Origin of the sequence: Thiomicrorhabdus heinhorstiae, from assembly GCF_013391765.2 — a bacterium.
GTDB lineage: Bacteria > Pseudomonadota > Gammaproteobacteria > Thiomicrospirales > Thiomicrospiraceae > Thiomicrorhabdus > Thiomicrorhabdus heinhorstiae.
The window spans coordinates 78,592-100,022 of record NZ_JACBGI020000005.1 but is presented as its reverse complement, the minus strand read 5'-3'; the positions used below and the strand labels follow the sequence as shown (position 1 = coordinate 100,022).

Sequence of the window (21,431 nt, the reverse complement as noted above, 5' to 3'; positions counted from 1 at the left end):
CACAAAGCATGCATCCGGAAGTTAACGCTGGATGCATGTGACTAACGAAACAGGAGAACTCTAATGAGTGACACAAACTTAACAGGTGTAGAAAAAGTTTATGTGTACGAAGCTCCAGTACGACTATGGCATTGGATCAATATGCTGGCCATTATTGTACTAGGCGTAACCGGCTATTTCATTGGCAATCCTTTGCCTACGATGAGCGGAGAAGCTTCCGATCACTACCTAATGGGAACCATTCGCTTTTTGCACTTCAGCGCTGCCTACATTTTTGCGATCGGCTTTGCCGGACGCATCTATTGGGCATTTTTCGGAAACCATCACGCGCGTGAATTGTTTTATGTTCCCATTTGGCGAGCTTCATGGTGGCAAGGCTTTATTGATGAACTGAAATGGTATCTGTTCCTGAAAAGCGAACCAGCAAAACATGAAGGTCATAACCCAATGGCACAGCTTGCGATGTTCTTTATGTTCGTCCTCGGCTCGATCCTGATGATCTTTACCGGTTTCGCACTTTACGGTGAAGGCACAGGACCAGGGAGTTGGGCAAACAGCCTGTTTGGATGGGTCATCCCAGTCTTTGGACAAAGCCAGGATGTACATTCATGGCACAGGCTCGGACTATGGATCATTACCGTCTTTGTTATTGCGCATGTCTATGTCGCAATCCGCGAAGACATCATGTCCCGCCAGTCGATGGTGAGCACAATGATCAGTGGTTGGCGCTATTTTAAAGACAAAAGATAAAAGCGCTTCCATCATAAGCAAATAAGCATCTCAAAAACAACTTCCTCGTTTTATCTGGTCTACCTCCTCGGCGACCCCTTGAACATTCATAGCTTAACCACCCGATTAAGCTTTGGATGTTCTTTTTTATGTAAAACGTTCAGAAAAGAGACAAAGGAACTCCAACTCAAATGAAAAAAGAACTTTCCTGGTTCAATCTTCCCAGCCTATCCATTCCCGTTAAGGCGCTGTTCACCGGCTATATTTTGGTTGTCGGGCTTGGACTCCTCATGGCAGGGCTGCAAATCATGCTCACCCACGGCATGGCCGATGGAAAATGGGGCATCTCGGTGGACGATATCGTCTATAGCTATTACGGCAACCCGAACGGCTCAAAAATTGAAAGCAAATTAAACGGTTCAATGAAAGACAAAGCTCCACCGGAAGAACGACTTGTCATCATTAAATGGGCACGTGAAGGCGCAAATAAAACCGAATGGCAAGCCAATGTAAAACCTATTGTCGAAAAACGCTGTGCCATGTGCCACGCCCATATGCCGACCCTACCCAATATAAGCCAATTTGAAACCATTTCCGAACTGGCGCAAGCTGACAAAGGTGCTTCAGTAGAAAACCTTACCCGAGTCTCTCACATACATCTTTTCGGGATTTCATTCATTTTCTTTTTTGTCGGCTTTATATTTTCCTTAGCGGTCGGATTTAATAAATGGCTCAAGGCTGGACTAATTATCTTCCCATTCTTATTTCTGATTATGGACATCAGCGCATGGTGGCTGACCAAAATCAACCCTAACTTCGCCTGGTTTGTAATCATCGGCGGATTTGGTTACAGCGTTGCGTCCTCAGTCATGCTATTTACTTCTTTGTACCAAATGTGGATTTATCCGATGAAGAAAAAGTCAGCTGTCCAGAACACATGGTACGACGAAAACTGAACGAGAAACTCCGTCTAGACTCTGAACAAAATGTTCGAAAAGCTTGAGCATTTGGCATTCAAAACCTGGAGCCCTCTCCTGTCGGTTGCGATTTGCAATCGTATTTCCCTTTCGGCCCGACTCTCCCTTTGAGTGCTCTTCATTTCACACGGGCCTTTTTTCCCAAAACGCTGGGGGCAGTCTTTTAAAATAATTAAAATTTCACCCAATCACCCAATAAAAAATCGGCTGAAGAAGCAAACTTCTTCAGCCGATAAGCAAATACTTTAAACTAAAATTTAATCTTACTATGCTGGTGCTTTGGTACTTCGAAATTGTCGCCCCACAAACAGTGTAAGAGTCATTCCCAACAAGGCCGAAAACATCCACAACCAGCCATGAAGACTACCGGAAATAATCCCACTGAAAAAACCACCGACATTACAACCAAATGCAATGACAGCACCATAGCCCATTAAAGCACCAGTAATAGCCGTTAACGCCAATGACTTAATTTGCTCACAACCACCGCAAAATGATTTTGACTCACTAATTTCTGACTTCTCTTTTCCATATAGAAAAACCTGCCCCCAAAATGCAAGAGAAACACCAATAACCATTCCTAAACTGGTCAACATAATCGAATCATCCAAAACACCCTTAGATAGAGCAACTTCATTTTGCCCTACAAACTCCCAGAACTCCCAATCAATCGGCAGAGATAACGCCTGAATTCCCAGAATACCCAGCTTGGGAAAAATCCAGCTGATTGCCCAAGGGTATTGACTGACTAGTAGAATAAGGTAATTCAAAATTGCCAGAAGAAGCGCCGCCAGCACTAAAGGAGACAAAAATAAGCGGTTTTCTTTATTACACAAAGGCTCAACCGAATCGAATTCAGACCGCTCCCATTGTAACAATAGATAATACAATCCCAGAATAACCGCTAAATGCATAAGCAACCCAAAATACCAAGGAATATCGATCGCTGCTGAAAAAGTCCCTAGAGTCGGAAGTTCAAGCCAGAAATCCATCTGTGCAGCGGCTACAGTTCCTCCGATAATCATCCACAAAAAGACATAATAAAATCGCCAGTTCAACGCCCCCATCTGCCGTAATGTTCCAGAAGAACAACTACCGACTAATGTCATTCCTACGCCGAAAACAAAAGCTCCAATTAAGACATTCAGCCCTAAAGGCCGGATCGCTCCCGACACCTCGAATCCCAAATTTGGCAAAAGAGCCAGAGAAGGAAAAAATAGAACAGCACCTATCGCGAGCAAGAGCAGATGCGAACGCATTCCTATCGTTTTTCTTTCCAGAATAGCCTGCCGCCAAAAACCGGCAAAACCAAAACTAAAATAGTGAAACACGACACCAAGTGCGATACCCAAGATCAACAAGCCTATATTTCCAACCGATTTTGCCAACCAAATCAAGCCGAACAAAACAAACAAAGCCGCAACAAATTCTTTGCCCCTACGGCTTCGAACTCCACTGTGATAAATGGTAAAAAACATACAAACCTCCAATGATTATGAAGGCCATTTTATCGATTGCAATATATTTAATTAAATGATATTAATAGAACAAAACATCTGATTTAGAGATATGTAAAAATGAATCTTACACAAATAAAACTGTTAATTGAATTAAATAAAACTAATTTGAATCTGTCGCTAGCCTCGCAAAACCTCCATATCGTCCAATCAGCTGGTAGCCGACAGTTAAAACTATTGGAAGATGAACTGGGTTTTCCGCTGTTCGTGCGTCACTCCAAAAAACTGATTTCTTTTACACTAGCAGGAGAACAAGTGCTAGAACAGGCTAAAGTCATCTGCCTGGCCCAGAAAAACATCCGAACCATCAGCGATGCCATTAAAGAACCGGATAAAGGCTGTATTCGACTTGGCACTACCCATACTCAAGCGCGCTATATCCTGCCACATGTATTGTCGATCTTTAAGCGCAATCACCCGAAAACGAAATTCCATATTGAGGAGAGCTTCCCAGAAAACCTGTTCACCATGCTCCGAAAAGATATTATTGACATCGCAATCTGCTCCGAAGTCCTAGCCAGTAAAGAAGAACTCGAAGCCATTAGCGGTTATCAATGGTCTCACCTGCTGGTAGCTCCCCCCACCCATCCCGTCTGGAACACTGACCTTAGCTTAAAAAGCCTTCTAGACTTTCCCATACTTTCATACAGGAAAGGCTTTAGTCATAGTGACAAAGTCTCACATGCATTAAAACAAATTGACCCTGAATTTGAGTTCGAAATCGTTGCCTCTGATGCCGATGTTATAAAAACCTATGTCCGCCAAGGCTTTGGAATAGGAATTATTGCTCAGATGGCTTTGGAGGAAAGCGACAAACCATACTTAAAATCACACCACCTAACGGAAGAACTTGGCCATTCAACAACCTATTGCGCTTACCTAAAAAAAAGGATTCTTGCCCCCTACCAACAGACTTTTGTAGACTCGTTTTTAAGCGTCAAAATATAACCCGTACATGCCGTTACTCCACATTATTCCATTACTAGCAATATCGAAAATAAAGAGAAATTAAGATTTGTAATAACAAAAAAGATACAGTCTCTTTTTTGATTTTTATGTCACCAAATTGACGCAAGACTGTCACCAGGGTAAATAATTAAGACTGAGGGCTAGGCGCAAAAAGCAGATGGCGCGCCCGAGAAGATTTGAACTCCCGGCCTTCCCCTCCGGAGGGGGACGCTCTATCCAGCTGAGCTACGGGCGCGACTTGAAAAGGACGCCCGTATTATAAGGGTTTGAGCCTCGTCGTAAAATTTTTTTTAGTTTTTAGTCAAAATAGGTGATAAATTTGTGCCAACTTTTTTGTCACCAATATTTAAAAATGCGACTGTTAACCCAAATTTGTCACCGTGACTGTTGCCCTAAAATCCGACTTTAGCTTTTGGGGTGAATTTAACATTGGCGTAGTACTCCGGAGGGGAAGGCCGGGAGTTCAAATCTTCTCGGGCGCGCCATCTATATCCCCATATCAATTTTGACCTCCGCTTGCAAAGCTTCCGTTAATTGCAACGGCAGCGTGCCAATCACTTTATATTCTTTATTTGACCTTTACCTTGTCGATTTGCCGAATCACTTTCTGTTCCACCTGGCGAGGGAAGCCTTGCAGAGAATTGAAAGGTTTATCATCGTGTTGGATACCCACCGGGCTTTGCAAATAGAACATCAGCAGTTTGGCTACCGCCTCCAAAGAATCAATATGCGTACGTTCGTAACCGTGCGAAGAGTCGAGTGCGAAACAGATCAACGAGGTGCGAATATCGTGACCGGCAGCCGTGGCGGATGCCAGATCCGAACGGTAGAAACGGAACACATCACGTTGATGCAAAATGTCGTTTTCCTTACAGATGCGGATCAATTTGTGAGTTAAGTGATAATCGAACGGACCGGTCGAATCTTTCATAGCGATGGTAACTCCGCGTTCCGAGGAGTTCTGCCCCGGTGCTATCGTGGAGTTGTCCACCGCTACCATGGCGGCGACCTGTTCGGGAATAATCGCCGAGGCGCCGTTACCGACTTCTTCCAGAACGGTAAACAGCGGATAGCAATCCACCGGCAGAGTGATTCCTGCGTCTTTTATGGCTTTAAGCGCCGCCAATAAACTGGCGACGCCGGCTTTATTATCCAAATGACGGGAGTTAATGTAACCGGAATCGGTGATTTCAGGATAAGGATCGATGGCGATAAAATCGCCGACTCTTATTCCTTTCTGCAACACATCTTCCTTCGAGTCGACGATTTCGTCGATTCTAAGTTCCAAATTATCCCAACTGACCACCTGAGTATCGATCTCTTCATTGTAGGTATGACCGGACGCCTTTAAGGGCAAAATCGTGCCGCGATAGGTAGTGGTGTCAGTAAAGATCGTTACGCGGGTTCCCTCGGCAAATCGTGCCGACCAGTGTCCAATCATGGTAACCCCAAGACGGGTATTTTCCTTAATTGAAGTCACCATTGCCCCAAGAGTATCCAGATGCGCGGCGATTGCTCGTCCGGGTGAGGTTTTCTTTCCTTTGATAAAGGCGCGAATCGCTCCCTTGCGGGTGATTTCAAACGGAATATCCAAACGTTCAAGCTCTTCCCCCACGTAGTGGACAATCTGATCCGTATAGCCGCTTGGACTCGGAATGTTCAACAGATCGATAAGAATAGTTTGTAAATAATTCAGGTCGATTTTTAAATCTTTCATAAGGCTAATTCAGTCTTTTTAAGTTAATCTTCTTTTTGAGTCGTTTTGGTATTCGGGAACAACATATCGACGAAACGTTGTGCCGTCGGCTGCGGTTCGTGATTCGCCAGGCCGGGGCGCTCATTGGCTTCGATAAAATAATAGTGTTTTTTAGCCGGCGACTTCACCATGAAATCGACACCTACCACCGGAATATTGATGGCTTTGGCGATGCGAATGGCGGCTTCGGCTAAAGCCGGATGCAGCTTTTCGGTGACATCATGAATGGTGCCACCGGTATGAAGATTGGCGGTTTTTCGAACCTGCAGCTTTTTCTGCGACTCCAAAATATCATCAAAGGTATAGCCTGAATTGAAAAGCGTCCGTTTGGTTTCGTCATCCATAGGAATACTGCTTTCGCCATGAGTCGCCAATTCGCGGCGTCGGCTCTGTTTCTTGATCAGATCGCGTATGGTATGAATCCCGTCTCCCAGAATCTCCGCCGGTTGGCGGATGGCGGCGGCAACGACCTCGAAGTTAATTACCAGAATTCGCAAATCATCCCCTTCGACAAATTCCTCCAGAACCACCTTCGCAGAAAACTGTTTCGCTTTGCGAATTGCCAACTCCAGTTCGGAATTGGAACGAACCAGAAGACTGATGCCCAGTCCCTGTTCGCCGTCCGCAGGTTTAACGGCAATCTGTTTATACTTTTGCAGAAATTTGTAATCATCATCGCTGCCGTCGACAATCCGTTGTGCAGGCAGGGAAATATCCAGCGGTTGCAATAGATTGTGGGTAACCGACTTATCGGCACAGCGGCTCATGGCGACGGCGGAGGTCAACTCGCTGAGCGACTCACGACAGATAATGCTGCGTCCGCCGTGGGTGAGTTTGAAGTAATTATTCACGCCGTCGAGAACTTCAACCCCGATGCCTCGCAACTTGGCTTCGTTGATAATAATCATCGAGTACGGGTTTAATTTATCGTACTGACTGATTTGCGGTGTATAGAGTTTTTCGTTAATGGCGTTTTTACGTTTGATAGTAAAAGCCGGAACACGACTGAACCCCATGCCTTCATAGAGCCCGACCGCTTCCGAATTACTCATCACCGACAGATCTAAAAATTTGCGGCCTTTGTCCCGAAAATAATCGATCACATGCTGTATCAGCAGTTTACCGATCCCCGGATAACGGGCTTTCGCATCGACTGACAAAGCCCACAGACTCGAACCTTGCTCGGTATCGTTAAAGGATTTCACATGGTCTGCTCCCATCACCACGCCGACCACTTCATGGGTTTCTTTATCCTTGCCGACAAAGTAGGTAATTTGCCCGGTTTTATCCAGGTTTTCGAGATCCAGCGGCACCATATTGTTGACCTGATAAATGCCGTTGATCTGCTCCAGATCCTTATCGAAATCGGCTAATTCAATGTAGAAGTTAATCGGTGAACGTTGATTTTCGTCTTTTTCACGGGTCAGGTCGTATCGGTAAGTAAAAGAGGGGTCGATGAAAAATTCGTGCGGCGCCAGCGAAACCAATAACTGCGGATCATGGGCATAAAACGCCAGATCTCTTTTGCGGTTGCGCTCATTGAACATTAATTCGGCAATTTTTTTATAGTCTTTGAAGGTGTGTGCAAAAATCAGGCGACCCCAACCGCATTCGATAAACGCATCATGCTTAACGGTTTCAAAATGATTTTCTACCGGAGTGTCCCCCCAGTGTTTTAAAGAGGGAGAATGTTTTGGATCAATTGAACTCATAGCCGTCGTCTCTTAAAGTTGATGTTCCTGTAACCAGATTTCAAGCACCGCCAATTGCCACAAATAGTTGGTGCGCAGATTGGTCAGAGCGGAATCGGGATCTCTTAACATTCGATCGATCGCTTTACGGTTAAACAGGCCACGCTCGCGAGCCACCTGTGCATCCAGCGTATCGCGGATATATTCCAAAAATTCTCCCTTGATGTATTTCAACGCCGGCATCGGGAAATAGCCTTTCTTACGATCAATGACTTCGGCCGGAAGATACTTGCGGGCCAAATCCTTAATCACCCCTTTACCGTTATGGCGGATTTTATAGTCGCCGTCGACCGAAAAGGCCAACTCAACCAGTTCATGATCCAAAAACGGCACCCGTGCTTCCAGCGACCAGGCCATGGTCATGTTATCCACTCGCTTGAGCGGATCATCGACCAGGAAAACATTGGTATCGATATGCAGGGAACCTTGCAGGTTGTCAGCAAACTGATACTGACTGAAATAGTCTTTAATGAAGTCGCCGCTGAAATCATTGCTTAAAAACGGCTCGGCGACATATTGCGAGAGGTCTTTGTGATGTTGATCGAAAAAGGTTTGACGGTAAGCCTCTTCCAACGACCAGTTCTGATCATTCCCTGCGATCTTCTGATGCCAATGATAGCCGGCAAAGACTTCATCCGCGCCCTGTCCGCTCTGCACCACCTTAACCTGACGGGAAACCTCCTGGGACAGAAGATAGAAGGCCACGGCATCATGACTGATCATCGGCTCGCTCATCATGCCGATCGCTTTCGGCAGCGCCCTTAACACGCGGCTCTTGTCGATATGAATCTGATGATGTTCGGTATCGAGAAAGTCGGCAACCATATCGGAGTAGTAGAACTCGTCACCGGCCTCTTCGTCCGTGCTTTCAAAACCGATACTAAAGGTTTTGATATCCGGTTTGTACTGTTTGCCCAAAGCGGCAATCAATGAGGAATCAATCCCTCCGGAAAGGAGTACGCCGACCTCGGTGTCGGCAACCAGACGGCGTTTCACCGATTCGTGTAACTTGGCATCGATCGCTTCGCAAGCCTCTTCATAACTCATGCTCTGCACGGTGGTACCCAATGTCCAGTAACGCCGGATGTCCAAGGTTTTTGTAGCTATGTCGTAGTAGGCATAGTGCGCGGCAGGAAATTTTTTAATGCCGTTCAGAATGGTATTCGGTGCAGGCACGACGGAATGGAAAGTCAAATAATGGTGCAACGCCTGCAGATTCAGAGAAGTGTCCACACCGAAATCCAACAGCGCCTGCAGTGTTGAAGCAAAGGCAAATCCCTGATCTTCGGTGTAATACAGCGGCTTTATCCCGAGACGATCCCGTGCCATAAACAGACGGCGGCGCTGCTTGTCGAAAATAACGATACTGAACATACCGTTAAACTTCTCAAGACAGGCTTCCTGCCAGCAATCGAACGCTTTCAGGATAACTTCCGAATCTCCCACATCGGAATAAAACTCGTACCCTTTCTGAATCAGTTCCTGCTTTATTTCGGAATAGTTATAAACCGCACCGTTAAAGACCATCACATAATTTTTGTACTGCATCGGCTGGGCTGAATCCGGACTCTGATCCATAATGCTCAACCGCGCGTGCGCTAACATCACCTCATCTAACGCATAAAACCCTTCACTATTGATGCCTCGATGACGCACCTTTGCCAAAATATCTCTACCCGGACGATTCTGAAAACCTACTGACCCTACATATCCACACATACTACAACCCTAATTCACGACGACTACTTACAACTATGACAACTAACTAATACTAACGACTACTTACACATTCACGACTTACTACACACGACCTAAATTCAAAAACCGATTGCCGAGTCCTTTTTTGTTGTAACGAACATTGAGTTTGATTTCAAGTTACGAAACCGCTTAATTCATGACACTTTTGTTTTCTTATGGTGCATAAACCGCCGATAATCGGGCGAAAAACCAATTAAAAGCACGTCAAAAAATCCCTATCTATATGATTTAATAGCAATAACCTTCCAAGGGTTACCGATTGCTTTTATATATGGATGCAATCATCTCTATTATTTTGAAGACGGCCTGCAGTCAGGGCAGCCGATTTCTCCAACGTACATTCTCAAATAAAGCCATGGCAAATTATCAGCACACCCTAGGACAATCGGTTTATCGTTTTAACGATTTAAAAGATTTGATGGCCAAAGCCACCCCCTTGCGATCCGGCGACGTTCTCGCGCAGGTAGCGGCCAAAACCGAAGAGGAGCGTATGGCGGCACGCTTTGCTCTGGCTGAGTTGCCTCTGAAGACTTTTTTAAACGAAGCCGTCGTTCCATACGAATCGGACGAGGTGACGCGACTGATTTTCGATGATTGGGACGAAGTCGCTTTTCAACCGATTTCCCATCTGACCGTCGGCGAATTCCGTGACTGGCTGCTCGATTACCGCACCGACTCGGCGATGCTGGATCGAGTGGAATCGGGCTTAACGCCGGAAATGGTCGCGGCAGTTTCCAAGCTGATGCGCAATCAGGATTTAATTCTCGCTGCGAGCAAAAAAGAGGTCATCACCCGCTTTCGCAATACCATCGGCTTGAAAGGCGGTTTGTCGACCCGCCTGCAGCCGAATCATCCGACCGATAACACCCAGGGTATTATCGCTTCGACGCTGGACGGACTGCTCAACGGTTCCGGCGATGCCGTGATCGGCATTAATCCGGCCACCGACAATGTCCAGGCCGCGACCGCCTTAATTCGGCTGCTGGACGACATTCGTCTGAAATACGAGATTCCGATGCAGTCCTGCGTACTGACTCACGTCACCAACAGCATGATCATGATGGAACGCGGTGAACCGGTCGATTTGGTCTTCCAGTCCATCGCCGGTACAGAAGGCGCCAACAAATCCTTCGGCGTCGATCTCAATATCTTGGCTGAAGCGCACGAAGCAGCACTTTCATTGCAACGCGGCACCGTCGGCGACAATGTGATGTATTTTGAAACCGGACAAGGCAGTGCCTTATCATCCGGTTATTTCCATAATGTCGACCAGCAAACCCTGGAAACACGCGCCTACGCGGTTGCCCGAAAATTCCGTCCGCTGCTGGTCAATACCGTGGTCGGTTTTATCGGTCCGGAATACTTGTTTGACGGTAAACAGATTATGCGTGCCGGCCTGGAAGACCACTTCTGCGGCAAACTGCTTGGCGTGCCGATGGGCTGCGACATCTGTTACACCAACCACGCCGAAGCCGATCAGAACGATATGGATAACCTTTTGACCTTGTTAGGTGTGGCCGGCGTCAACTTCATTATGGGCATTCCCGGTGCCGACGACATTATGCTCAACTACCAGACCACTTCGTTTCATGATGCCAACTTTCTACGCCAGGTGCTCGGCAAAAAACCAGCCCCTGAATTCGCCGCCTGGCTACAGAAAATCGGCATTCAAGACAGTCAGGGACATCTGCTGGACGCAAACCAGCCGGCGCCCTTATTGGCCGACATGCGTTTTTAAACGGAGAGCGATATGCCACAGTCCGCCAAACATCCGAAAATTCTCCAGGATCTTGCCAATTTAAAACACATCACCGAGGCACGTATCGGTCTGCAACGTGCCGGTTCCAGTCTGGCTTCGAAGGAAATACTTAAATTCGATCTCGACCATGCGCGCGCTCGCGACGCCGTCCACTTACCGTTTCAGATCGAACAACTAGCGGAAAAAATTCATGCTCTTGGGGAAAGCACTGTGGAAATTTGCTCGGCGGCCGACGATCGTTTGACCTATTTGCAACGCCCAGATCTCGGACGTAAACTCAGTTTGCAGTCGCGCGAATTACTGCAGCAACAGACCGAAGAGGCGGATATTTGCATTGTCGTCGGTGATGGTTTGTCATCCACCGCCATTCAACAGAATGCCCTGCCGTTTTTACAGCTGTTACTGCCGATGTGCCGAGACAGAGGCTGGACACTGGCTCCGATTCACCTCGCCAATCAGGCCCGCGTCGCTCTGGCTGACGAAGTCGGCGAACACTATCACGCTAAAATTGCGATCATTCTGATCGGAGAAAGGCCGGGATTGAGTGCCGCCAACAGCATGGGAATCTATATGACTTATGAACCGAGAGTCGGACGTTCGGATGCCGAACGCAACTGTATTTCCAATATCCGCCCCGGCGGGCAAAGCTATCAGGATGCGGCAGAATTATTGGCTCGACTTATGGAAGGGTCGCTGAAAATGCGTCTGTCCGGCGTGCAGCTCAAAGACGATAATCAGGAAAGCCCGGCTATCGACATTAAGTGAAGAACTCCGCGCGACTCATAAAATAAAAAACCTCCATCCGGAGGTTTTTTGTTATCCATTTGTTATCGAATCAAATCGATTTAGTTTTCGATAATATCGAGAATTCGCCGAGTCTTATCCATCATTCGAATAATTGTATTATCTACTTTTATGGAAATGGAACCGTCTTTTCCAAGTGGAACCACCACTTGCCCGCGATGATAAATATCATCACCCAACGTATCGCCTTTACGCAGCTTTTTCTGCCAGCCCGGAGGTAAAGGTTTGCCTCGTTCGGCATTTTTCTGCAATCCCGGAGGAAGCGATTTTCCGGATGAACCTACTGCCGGCGACGAATGGTGCTCGTCGCGATACTCTTTCTGTTTGGTGTACTTTTGTTGCTTGCTATATTCATATTCTTTTTTAGACGATTTAGGATGATCATCAGCATGCTCCGACTTCGCCCAAACCAATGATGAAGCACTTGCCATAGCAACCGCCATCAAGGTGCCAACAACTCTTCTTTTCATAATCGAACCCTGCATTAGAAAATAACTGCCTGGATAACTCCAAGCCTTGGATACAGAGTAATTCCGCCTGAATGGAAAATCAATTCACTCCAGCATAAATCCATAGTTTCTTATAGGTTTTAACTTATTTAACAATAGAGACAATTGTTTTCTCTTATCAGGCTTTTCCTCTACAATAGCCTGTCGGACTTAATCGATTGGAGAAGCATTTTGGAATATCGCGGAATTTCCGGCTATCAACATGGCTCTGACAGCGCCACCGGCGTTTTGATCACCAACCTGGGAACACCTGACGCTCCTACCAAAGAAGCACTCAAGCCCTACCTGAGAGAATTTTTGATGGACCCGCGCGTGGTGGAACCGCCGCCATCCCGCTGGGTTTGGCGTTTGATTCTGGAAGGAATCATTTTGAACACTCGTCCGGCCAAATCCGCAGAAGCCTATGCCACTGTCTGGGACAGCGAAGGGCCCGGTTCACCACTGCTGAATATATCCAATCGCCAGCTTGGCGCCATTGCCGAACGTCTGACTCCTCATTTCGCAGGACGAGTTGAATTCGCTCTGGGCATGCGCTACGGTAATCCATCGATTGCCAGCGCTTTGCAAACGCTGCAGGATAAAGGCTGCCAGCGCATTATCGTCCTGCCGCTTTATCCTCAGTATGCGGCTGCCACCAGTGCTTCAACTATGGATGCCGTCAGTGCCGAATTGCAAACCTGGCGCTGGGTGCCCGACCTGCGATTCGTCAGTCACTATCACCGCCATCCTGGCTATATCAAAGCCTTGGCCAACAGTGTCCTCGATCACCAGGAAATTCACGGCAAACCACAAAAACTGGTGATGTCTTATCACGGTGTGCCGCAACGTTACCACGACAACGGCGACCCTTACTATTGCGAATGCCACACTACTTCTCGCCTGCTGGCCCGCGAACTGGGTCTGAACGACGACGAATACATGGTCACTTTCCAATCGCTGTTCGGTAAAGAGGAGTGGATCAAGCCCTATACCGACGCCACCATGAAATCCTTGCCGTCGGATGGCATCAAAAACGTACAGGTTATCTGCCCCGGCTTCTCGGCAGATTGTCTGGAAACCATTGAAGAGATCGGCGAAGAAAACCGCGAGTATTTCGAAGACGCCGGCGGAGAGAAATTCAGCTTTATTCGCTGCCTGAACGATCGGGCCGACCACGCGGATGCGCTTACAGATGTACTGCTGCAAAACCTTCAAGGTTGGCTAGATGCCGGAGAGGACGAAGCGGAACGCTTATTGGTTAAAACGCAGGCAAAAACCAAAGGCTGCCCGTTTTAATCTGCAAGCGCATCAAATGCAAAACGGGGTTGAACCCCGTTTTTTGTTTTCTGCCCGCAACTTACGATTTATAGGCCTGCAGATGCGACCTCAACGCCAGTTCCGGCGGATAGGGATCGAGAATGACCTGCCCCTGAAGATACTCGCTACCGTAGCGATGGATAAACTGCTGTAGCAGTTTCATCACGCTGATCAAGGGAACAATGCCCTCTTTGAATTCCTGCAAGGTGCTGCGAAACAGTTCTTTTTCCGCTTCACCAACCTGTTTCTTAAAGTAACCGTACATGTGCTCAAGGGTATTCAGCATTTTGCCCTTATTGCTTTTGGTCGCCAGCAATCGATGCAGCAGTCCTTCATAGGCTTGCAGGCTATCCTGCAACGTGTCTTTACGGGCTTCGGCCACAATCGGCCCCATCTGCCGATACAGCGACTCGTTTTTAGACAGCAACAAATACTTATGATCGCGATGAAACGCCTGTAAATCGGCCACGCCCGTTTGCTTCTGCAGAAAATTCCGCCAACGCGCCAAAGTAAAAACGTGTAGCATAAAGTTTTCTCTTAGCCATGGATCTTGCAGCCGTCCCTCTTCTTCAATTGCAATCCACGGCAATGCCTCTTGCAACCGTTTGGTAAACACCCCCTGATCCATCGGGTCTTGCGAACCGAACCACTCTCCGCTCGGACGATACACTTTAATTCTCTCAAGACCGCAACTTGGAGAACGCGACTTGACCACCGCACCGTCCAAAGATTGCTTCTGCAGAAAAGCCAGTTTTTTCTCGGTATAGTCCAATAAACCGTCGGTTACGTCCCGGCCGCTTTTGGTTCCGACGACGCGAATCGAATCATTGCCTTGCACCAGACGGATCGGTTCGCGCGGCGTGCCCAATACCGGCGCCTCAGGACAAAATTTGAAAAAATCGGCATAAGCTGCCAATTGATGGATAACAAATTCATCCTGAGCATGGCCACCGTTATAACGGCATTCGCACCCGCTGAGACAATCAGATAAGGCTACATTCAATCGAGGAAACTCACTCACGATACACTCCTTGTCAATTTACTCGTTTAAAGATGTCTTCCGCCATCTACCGGTAAGCTTAAACCGGTACTGTAGGGACTGTTCATTAAATAATGCACCGCCTGCCAGACCACATCCGGTCCAGGTTCGATGCCGATGGCCGACTGCCTGAGGCGTTCCCGGCGATAATCTTCCGGATCACCTTCATGAAACATGATCAACCCCGGAGCGATATCATTGACCTTGATCTCCGGTGCCAACCGCTTGGCGAACTGCTTACTCATATTTTGCATTGCCGCCTTGCTGGCAAGATAAGCGATGGTCTGCTCATTGGTTCCCTGAACGCTGCTGTCGGAAATGGAAATGATATCCCTCATCCCCTCGCATTGGTGAAATAGAGGCTCGCAGGCCTGGTTCAGCCGATAGGGAACTTCGACATGAACGCGAAACGTCTCTTCATAGAGACTAGGATCAGGCTGCATCTCTGCATCTTTGCACCACAGCGAAGCATTATGAATCAATCCGCGTAAACTGCCGACGGTCGCCTTGAGAGTCTCGACAAAAGCGTCTATTGCAGCGCTATCGCTGAAATCCGCATGGATTGCTCTGGCTCCGGCCTGACGCAAAGCAGCAACCTCGTCACTTTCTCGCCGATAGGTAAATACCACCGGATACTCTCCCTGCAGTAAAAACTGTCTGACCAGATGAGCTCCAATTCTCTGACCGCCTCCGGTGATCACAACCGCACGTTGTAACTTTTCCAAACCAAACCCTCTTCAATCCAGATATAAAATATATCGATCATTACCAATAAACGTAATTGATAACATATTGTTTCTCTCTTAGCCGGACATCCTATCATGTTAGACACCCCCTATAGCTATCTACTGATCGGCGCGATGCTCGGCGCAGTACTAAACTATTTTCACTTCGGCTTCAGCAGCGGCTTTCGCCTATTGATCGTCGAACGACGCACTCTTGCCGCACGCGCTTTACTCTGGATGCTCGGCATCTCGATACTCGGCTTTGCCTTTATCTTAAACGCAGACTTTGGCAATGAATACTCCTTTCACGGTTTTATTCGTCCGCTCTCGCTGGCGATTCCGCTTGGGGCATTTTTATTCGGTTTGGGAATGCAGGTCGGCCCGGGAGGCTGTACTTCCGGCACTCTTAACCGTGTCGGGCAGATACAATCTTTCTCTTTTGTTACCCTGCTGTTTATGATTATCGGCGGTACCCTGGCTGCGGCTTTAGCGCCCTACTGGCAGAGTCTGCCTGAGACGGAACCGATCGCCTTTCAACATCTGTTCGGGGTCTGGGAAGGTTTAATTGTGCAATTCCTGATACTGTTTACTTTGTATCGATATTTGCTAAAGGTAGAGCAGCAGCGTCATGTCGGCACAGAAGCTCTGATCCAGACAAATAAACAGCCTCACTCCTGGTGGAAGGCCGCCGTTCTACTAGCATTGCTTAACAGTCTGCTGCTGTTGCTAACCGGCTCGCCATGGTCGATAGCGACCGTCTTTCCGTTTTGGGGGATTCAACTGATCGAACTTTTCCAATGGCCGGTGGACTGGGCTTTCTGGGACTATGTAATGGAACATCAGAGCCTGACGCTCGGCTGGTGGCAGTATCCGGTTGCGCAAACCGCCATGGGCTTGATCGTCGGATCGCTGATAGTAACTATCGTGCACCCGCGCCCGAAACAGAGCTTTCACTGGAATCAGTATTTTTCATCCGTAATTGGCGGGCTGCTAATGGGCAGCGGTGCAGTAATGGCTTCCGGTTGCAATATCGGCGCCCTTTTCAGTGGCATCGCTTCCGGTAGCTTGCACGGTTGGCTATGGCTGGCGTTCGGACTACTCGGAAGCTGGGTCGGTTTGCGCCTGAAGCAGAGTCGCTAGAACGCTACGCCTTCGCAGCAGGAGAAATACGCCCAGCCAGAAGACCGGCCAGCAGAATAAACCCGGCAGAGAATAAAAGACAGGCTTCCATTCCGGCGACCTGATAGACATAACCGGACAAAACGGTACCGGCCAGACGCCCGCCGGCATTCGCCATATAGTAGAAACCGACGTCTTTTGAAGTACCGTCGGCATCGGCAAAACTGACGATCAGGTAAGAATGCACCGCCGAATTCAAAGCAAAAGCCACCGCAAACAGAGCCAAACCAATCAATATCACCGCCTGCGGCTGTAAAGAAAGTGCCAGCGCCATGAATAACGGCACACCACTCAGAGCCAGAGCGAGAATCTTGGCGGTATTCGGCGTCGGATTACCATGTCGCTTGGTCCATTTCGGCGCCGAAGCCTGGATAATCCCGTAGCCAACGACCCAGGCCGCCAAAAAGCCACCAACCTCTAAATGATCCCAATCGAGTACCGAAACCAGATAGACCGGCAAAGCCACCACAAACCAGACATCACGCGCACCGAACAGGAAGAAACGTGCCGCCGACAAACGGTTGATCGCCGGGCTCTTGGAAAACATTTCGGCGAACTTGGATTTATTACTCGCCTTGCCGATATCTCGATCCAGAAGAAGAACCGAAAACAACCAGGCAATCCCAAGCATCGCTGCCATTAATTGCAAGGCGGCTTCAAAACCGACCCACTGCAAAAGACCGGCTCCGAGGAAGAAACCAACCCCTTTCAGCGCATTTTTGGAACCGGTAAGGATCGCCACCCAGCGGTACAGGGCGCCATCCGATTCGGACGCCAGAGACTTGATGCTGCTTTTGGCGCTCATTTTATTGAGATCCTTAGCAATCCCCGACAAGGCCTGAGCGAACATCACATAGGCGACCGTCAGCCAGCTGGGATCGACCGTTAACATCAACAAGGCTACGATCTGCAAAAACAAACCGAGGTTCATCGTGACTTTTAAACCGAGGTTGGCGCCGAGCCAGCCACCGAAGAGATTGGTCACTATTCCGAAAAATTCATAGAACAGAAACAGCATGGCGATCTCCAGCGGCGAATAGCCGAGATCGTGAAAGAACAACAAGACCAGCATGCGCAGGGCGCCGTCGGTCAAAGTAAAGGCCCAATAGTTGGCAGTTACGATTCCATACTGCTGTACGGCTCTATCCATTTTTGAGATCCCCGTCCTGGCTGACAATTAAAGAGCGCGGTTGGCACGACCGGCTTTTTCCGCCAGCTCCATCATGCGCGCAACATAACCGATTTCATTGTCGTACCAAGCAAGTACTTTCAACTGAGTACCATCGACGACCATTGTCGACAGTGCATCGATCACGCTGGAACAACGCTCGCCTTCATAGTCGACCGATACCAAAGGGCGCTCTTCATAGCCCAAAATGTCTTTTAAATCGCTTTCGGCGGCCTCTTTAAATAATCCGTTAACCTCATCAACGCTGGTTTCCCGATTCATTTCCAGAGTCAAATCGGTTAGAGAAGCGTTCATCAGGGGCACACGTACCGCCAAACCGTTTAGACGCCCGTTCAATTCTGGGAAAATGCTACCGATCGCTTTCGCCGAACCGGTACTGGTTGGAATCAACGATTCAAAACCGGCACGTGCTCGACGCAAATCCTTATGCCCGTGATCAACGACTTTCTGGGTATTGGTTCGATCGTGCATGGTCAAAATCGTGCCGTGTTTAACACCGATTTTCTCGTGCAATACTTTAATCACTGGCGCAATACAGTTGGTTGTACAGGAAGCAGCGGTAATAATACGATCTTCACCCGCCACAAAAATATCGTCATTAACGCCCATAACGATATTCTTGATGTCTTCTTTCATCGGTGCGGCAACGATCACCTGCTTAATCCCTTGATCAAGATACGCTTGCAGGGATTCGCGGGTACGAAAACGTCCGGTCGATTCAATGACCACATCCACACCCAGAGCAGCCCAATCGGTGTCTTCAATCTTGGCGTTCTGTGAATAGCTGATCGCATGCCCGTTAATGACAATCTGGTCGTGATCTTCCTCGGCCAAGTGGTGCCAGCGTCCGTGCGCGGAATCGAAGTTCAACAAGTGTGCGGAACCGTAGGCATCGGTGGCAATCTCGTTGATGTGCACGAATTCGATCTCCGGTGAGTCGAACGCGACTCTTAGCGCCAAACGCCCCATGCGACCGAAACCGTTAATTGCGACCTTAATTTTCATTTTTTTCATACCTTTTAATTTCCTATTTACGCGCGTATTAAAGCAATCCAATATGACAAACAGGTGACGTTTAATTAAGTTTTTTTACTTAATGCTTTATACATCAATTTATGCTCGTTTAAAGCTGCTTAAACCACTCTTCGATCATCGCTTCGGTTGGAACACTGCCGCTATGCACCACTTTTTCGTTAATGACTACACCCGGCGTGCTCATTACCCCGTAAGACGCAATTTCCGGCATCTCTTCAACCTTGCACAAACAGATTTTCAGCTGTAATTTCTCGGCAACTTTTTCAATCAACCTGGCAGTCTGATCGCAGTTTTTGCAGCCGCTGCCCAGTACTTTGATATTGACTGCATCACTGTCACAGCAGGTTGAACCGCAACAAGAGGCTTTTTTATCCGATGACGAACTGTCACTGCAGCAGTCTGAGGAAGAATCACAACAGGAAGACCCCTTTGCACTGCTGTCGCTACAGCAATCCGAAGACGAATCGCAGCAAGAGGAAGATTTCTTATCTACCGATGAAGTGTCGCTGCAGCAGTCCGACGAACCGCAACAATCCGATTTAGCGGCGGCTTTTGTCTGCTCTTCCGGGGCACAACAAGTGACACCGCAAGCGACACATTCACCACGGGCATTCTTAAACATCGGACAAAATCCGGTAAAAGAGGCCTGAATGGCATTTGCCGCCATCGCCAGGGCAATCCAGAAAATCCAGTTTTCCGTCAGATCGATCTGACCGAGAAAATGCGCAACCAAAATCAAAATCACCATAAAAGAGGCGAAAATTCTTAGCGGGCGATTGCCCTTTACCACTGATGCATTCGATTCCATAACCTTCTCCTTAATGCATATCCGCTACAAAAATTATTAATACAGATAGTTAAATAACCAGCCGACCAAAATAAATGCCAGACTCAATACCGATGCAAATACCGCCAGAGCCGGCCACTGCACCACCTTTCTTAAAATCAGAATTTCCGGCAGAGAAAGTGCGGCAATACTCATCATAAATGCCAGACTGGTTCCAACCGGTACCCCCTTGTTCAGCATCGCCTCGATCACCGGAATGACTCCGGTAGCATTCGAGTACAACGGCACCCCCAGCAAAACCGCTGCCGGAACACTCCACCAGCTGCCGTCTGCGAGGTAAGATTCGACCCAGGTGCTCGGAACAAAACCGTGAAACGCCGCCCCGATCGCCACACCGGCCAATACCCACCAGCCGATGCGACGCACAATCACTTCCACCTCACTGCGGGCAAAATCATGGCGGGCGCGCAGACTCAAAGACTGTTGCGCCTGCTGCTCTGCCTGTTGACGCGCCTTAATATCCCACACATAAGATTCAACCCAGCGTTCCGGTTTAAACCATTCAATCAGAATCGAACCGAAATAGGCCACGGCCCAACCGACCAGTAAATACCACAGGGCAAACTCCCAGCCGAGAATACTCATCAACAGCACCAAAGCAACTTCGTTAATCATCGGACTGGCAATTAAGAATGCAAAAGTAATTCCCAACGGAATACGCGCTTCGACAAATCCGATGAACAGCGGCACCGAAGAACAGGAACAGAAAGGGGTCGCCGAGCCGAGTAAAATCGCCAAAGAACGTCCGACCCATTTCGGCTTGCCCTGGACGATTTCGCGAATCCGCTCACTGGAGACATAGGCTCTCAACCAGGCCATCAGGTAGATAACAATGATCAGCAGTGCAAATATCTTGCTCACGTCCATGACGAAAAACTGCACTGCACTGCCAAGCTGGCTCTGTTCGGTCAGGCCAAACAGACTAAACGCTACCCAATTTCCCAAAGCTTCAAACACCGGACTACCCCGTTTTTATCGTTAAAGTGGCCGACGACCTTTTCTTTATCTCAACGAACCACTAAAATAAAACTTAACCAAACATGGATAAAAGTATATCCGTATAAGCAGATATGTAAAGAAAATATTTCTGCTATTTGGTTATTTTTTATCATTTACATCCGTAAAACAGGCTGAAAAAGCCGATAAAACAGCCCAATAACCAGCAACAAGAGATAGAATCGAACCAATGCCTGAGAATATTCCATCACTCGATGACTACAGTCAGATTTTTAAAGCGCTGAGCGAACCGATGCGCTTAAGAATTTTGAATCTGTTGATGCAACGTGAATCACTGTGCGTCTGCCAGCTGGTCGAACACCTGCAGGCAGGCCAGAGTCTGATTTCACGCCATCTTTCCTATTTGAAAAATACCGGCTGGGTCGACTCCTACCGTCAAGGCGCATGGATGCATTATCAGATCAACGAGGAACGGCTGGATACCATCAACTCGACTCTTTTTAAATCTCTGCTGAGCCAGTTCGATGAGAGTCGCGAAGATCTGCAAAGACTGCAAAGCGAAAATCAGGCAATACCAACTTGCCAAATCAGTCGCTGACCGAAAGGCCCGAAGAGTCGAAACCATTTACCGGAGC

Annotated in this window: 19 protein-coding genes and 1 tRNA gene; 8 read left to right on the top strand and 12 right to left on the bottom strand. The window is 48.0% G+C overall.

From position 1 onward, the window contains the following. The first annotated feature begins 63 nt into the window (after positions 1-63). Together cybH and H8792_RS04880 are read left to right on the top strand one after the other, a co-directional pair. The gene (gene cybH / locus H8792_RS04885) at positions 64-750 is read left to right on the top strand and encodes a Ni/Fe-hydrogenase, b-type cytochrome subunit (protein WP_185977807.1); all 687 of its coding nucleotides are present in this window, start codon (positions 64-66) and stop codon (positions 748-750) included. A gap of 170 nt (positions 751-920) precedes the next feature. Further along, entirely contained in the window at positions 921-1,685 is a 765-nt protein-coding gene (locus H8792_RS04880; protein WP_185977806.1) for an elongation factor-1 alpha, read from the top strand. A 287-nt stretch (positions 1,686-1,972) separates the two neighbouring features. Here H8792_RS04880 and H8792_RS04875 read toward each other — a convergent pair whose 3' ends face one another. Beyond that, on the bottom strand, positions 1,973-3,184 hold the full coding sequence (locus tag H8792_RS04875) for a YeeE/YedE thiosulfate transporter family protein (RefSeq protein ID WP_185977805.1): 1,212 nt from the start codon (positions 3,182-3,184) through the stop codon (positions 1,973-1,975). A 99-nt stretch (positions 3,185-3,283) separates the two neighbouring features. On the opposite strand from H8792_RS04875, the gene H8792_RS04870 reads away from it, so the two are divergent. After that, entirely contained in the window at positions 3,284-4,171 is an 888-nt protein-coding gene (locus H8792_RS04870) for a LysR substrate-binding domain-containing protein (RefSeq protein ID WP_185977804.1), read from the top strand. Between the two features lie 179 nt (positions 4,172-4,350). Here the strand turns inward: H8792_RS04870 and H8792_RS04865 are convergent. From H8792_RS04865 to H8792_RS04850, 4 genes are all read right to left on the bottom strand, one after another. Then, a tRNA-Arg gene (locus H8792_RS04865) sits at positions 4,351-4,427 on the bottom strand. Between the two features lie 333 nt (positions 4,428-4,760). After that, the gene (locus H8792_RS04860) at positions 4,761-5,909 is read right to left on the bottom strand and encodes an osmoprotectant NAGGN system M42 family peptidase (RefSeq protein ID WP_185977803.1); all 1,149 of its coding nucleotides are present in this window, start codon (positions 5,907-5,909) and stop codon (positions 4,761-4,763) included. A gap of 23 nt (positions 5,910-5,932) precedes the next feature. Next, positions 5,933-7,660 carry an N-acetylglutaminylglutamine synthetase gene (gene ngg / locus H8792_RS04855; RefSeq protein WP_185977802.1) on the bottom strand — a complete coding sequence of 576 codons (1,728 nt, stop codon included), beginning with the start codon at positions 7,658-7,660 and terminating at the stop codon, positions 5,933-5,935. A 12-nt stretch (positions 7,661-7,672) separates the two neighbouring features. Beyond that, positions 7,673-9,418: an N-acetylglutaminylglutamine amidotransferase gene (locus tag H8792_RS04850; protein ID WP_185977801.1), complete on the bottom strand. Its 1,746-nt coding sequence runs from the start codon at positions 9,416-9,418 to the stop codon at positions 7,673-7,675. A gap of 394 nt (positions 9,419-9,812) precedes the next feature. On the opposite strand from H8792_RS04850, the gene H8792_RS04845 reads away from it, so the two are divergent. After that, entirely contained in the window at positions 9,813-11,195 is a 1,383-nt protein-coding gene (locus H8792_RS04845; protein WP_185977800.1) for an ethanolamine ammonia-lyase subunit EutB, read from the top strand. 12 nt (positions 11,196-11,207) lie between these two features. Next, positions 11,208-11,981 (top strand): ethanolamine ammonia-lyase subunit EutC, encoded by a 774-nt coding sequence (eutC, locus tag H8792_RS04840; RefSeq protein ID WP_185977799.1) that lies wholly within the window; start codon positions 11,208-11,210, stop codon positions 11,979-11,981. 80 nt (positions 11,982-12,061) lie between these two features. Here eutC and H8792_RS04835 read toward each other — a convergent pair whose 3' ends face one another. After that, positions 12,062-12,490, bottom strand: coding sequence for a hypothetical protein (locus H8792_RS04835; RefSeq protein WP_185977837.1), 429 nt, complete (start codon positions 12,488-12,490; stop codon positions 12,062-12,064). 210 nt (positions 12,491-12,700) lie between these two features. Here H8792_RS04835 and hemH point away from each other — a divergent pair, with 210 nt between their 5' ends. Next, positions 12,701-13,804, top strand: coding sequence for a ferrochelatase (hemH, locus tag H8792_RS04830; protein WP_185977798.1), 1,104 nt, complete (start codon positions 12,701-12,703; stop codon positions 13,802-13,804). 61 nt (positions 13,805-13,865) lie between these two features. On the opposite strand, the gene H8792_RS04825 is transcribed toward hemH, so the two are convergent. Together H8792_RS04825 and folM are read right to left on the bottom strand one after the other, a co-directional pair. Beyond that, positions 13,866-14,846 (bottom strand): YbgA family protein, encoded by a 981-nt coding sequence (locus H8792_RS04825; RefSeq protein ID WP_324187595.1) that lies wholly within the window; start codon positions 14,844-14,846, stop codon positions 13,866-13,868. A gap of 26 nt (positions 14,847-14,872) precedes the next feature. After that, positions 14,873-15,589 carry a dihydromonapterin reductase gene (gene folM / locus H8792_RS04820; protein ID WP_185977797.1) on the bottom strand — a complete coding sequence of 239 codons (717 nt, stop codon included), beginning with the start codon at positions 15,587-15,589 and terminating at the stop codon, positions 14,873-14,875. A 96-nt stretch (positions 15,590-15,685) separates the two neighbouring features. Here folM and H8792_RS04815 point away from each other — a divergent pair, with 96 nt between their 5' ends. Continuing rightward, positions 15,686-16,729, top strand: a complete 1,044-nt coding sequence (locus H8792_RS04815; RefSeq protein ID WP_185977796.1) for a YeeE/YedE family protein — start codon at positions 15,686-15,688, stop codon at positions 16,727-16,729. Between the two features lie 4 nt (positions 16,730-16,733). Here the strand turns inward: H8792_RS04815 and arsJ are convergent, their stop codons facing one another. From arsJ to H8792_RS04790, 4 genes are all read right to left on the bottom strand, one after another. Continuing rightward, entirely contained in the window at positions 16,734-17,918 is a 1,185-nt protein-coding gene (gene arsJ / locus H8792_RS04810; protein WP_185977795.1) for an organoarsenical effux MFS transporter ArsJ, read from the bottom strand. Between the two features lie 27 nt (positions 17,919-17,945). After that, positions 17,946-18,962: an ArsJ-associated glyceraldehyde-3-phosphate dehydrogenase gene (locus tag H8792_RS04805; protein ID WP_185977833.1), complete on the bottom strand. Its 1,017-nt coding sequence runs from the start codon at positions 18,960-18,962 to the stop codon at positions 17,946-17,948. A 118-nt stretch (positions 18,963-19,080) separates the two neighbouring features. Continuing rightward, positions 19,081-19,800 carry an MTH895/ArsE family thioredoxin-like protein gene (locus tag H8792_RS12570; protein ID WP_228766950.1) on the bottom strand — a complete coding sequence of 240 codons (720 nt, stop codon included), beginning with the start codon at positions 19,798-19,800 and terminating at the stop codon, positions 19,081-19,083. A 36-nt stretch (positions 19,801-19,836) separates the two neighbouring features. Then, positions 19,837-20,796 (bottom strand): permease, encoded by a 960-nt coding sequence (locus tag H8792_RS04790; protein ID WP_185977794.1) that lies wholly within the window; start codon positions 20,794-20,796, stop codon positions 19,837-19,839. Between the two features lie 229 nt (positions 20,797-21,025). Between H8792_RS04790 and H8792_RS04785 the strand changes: the two genes are divergently transcribed. Beyond that, complete coding sequence (locus tag H8792_RS04785) at positions 21,026-21,394, top strand: ArsR/SmtB family transcription factor (RefSeq protein WP_185977793.1); 369 nt, start codon at positions 21,026-21,028, stop codon at positions 21,392-21,394. Positions 21,395-21,431 lie beyond the last annotated feature (37 nt).

Excerpts from the sequence above, each read along its gene's own strand:
- H8792_RS04845 (WP_185977800.1), top strand. The coding sequence starts at position 9,813 with ATGGCAAATTATCAGCACACCCTAGGACAATCGGTTTATCGTTTTAAC.
- eutC (WP_185977799.1), top strand. The coding sequence starts at position 11,208 with ATGCCACAGTCCGCCAAACATCCGAAAATTCTCCAGGATCTTGCCAAT.
- H8792_RS04850 (WP_185977801.1), bottom strand. The coding sequence starts at position 9,418 with ATGTGTGGATATGTAGGGTCAGTAGGTTTTCAGAATCGTCCGGGTAGA.
- H8792_RS12570 (WP_228766950.1), bottom strand. The coding sequence starts at position 19,800 with ATGGAATCGAATGCATCAGTGGTAAAGGGCAATCGCCCGCTAAGAATT.
- H8792_RS04805 (WP_185977833.1), bottom strand. The coding sequence starts at position 18,962 with ATGAAAATTAAGGTCGCAATTAACGGTTTCGGTCGCATGGGGCGTTTG.
- H8792_RS04815 (WP_185977796.1), top strand. The coding sequence starts at position 15,686 with ATGTTAGACACCCCCTATAGCTATCTACTGATCGGCGCGATGCTCGGC.
- H8792_RS04870 (WP_185977804.1), top strand. The coding sequence starts at position 3,284 with ATGAATCTTACACAAATAAAACTGTTAATTGAATTAAATAAAACTAAT.
- H8792_RS04880 (WP_185977806.1), top strand. The coding sequence starts at position 921 with ATGAAAAAAGAACTTTCCTGGTTCAATCTTCCCAGCCTATCCATTCCC.
- H8792_RS04835 (WP_185977837.1), bottom strand. The coding sequence starts at position 12,490 with ATGAAAAGAAGAGTTGTTGGCACCTTGATGGCGGTTGCTATGGCAAGT.
- cybH (WP_185977807.1), top strand. The coding sequence starts at position 64 with ATGAGTGACACAAACTTAACAGGTGTAGAAAAAGTTTATGTGTACGAA.
- H8792_RS04875 (WP_185977805.1), bottom strand. The coding sequence starts at position 3,184 with ATGTTTTTTACCATTTATCACAGTGGAGTTCGAAGCCGTAGGGGCAAA.
- arsJ (WP_185977795.1), bottom strand. The coding sequence starts at position 17,918 with ATGGATAGAGCCGTACAGCAGTATGGAATCGTAACTGCCAACTATTGG.
- ngg (WP_185977802.1), bottom strand. The coding sequence starts at position 7,660 with ATGAGTTCAATTGATCCAAAACATTCTCCCTCTTTAAAACACTGGGGG.
- H8792_RS04860 (WP_185977803.1), bottom strand. The coding sequence starts at position 5,909 with ATGAAAGATTTAAAAATCGACCTGAATTATTTACAAACTATTCTTATC.
- H8792_RS04785 (WP_185977793.1), top strand. The coding sequence starts at position 21,026 with ATGCCTGAGAATATTCCATCACTCGATGACTACAGTCAGATTTTTAAA.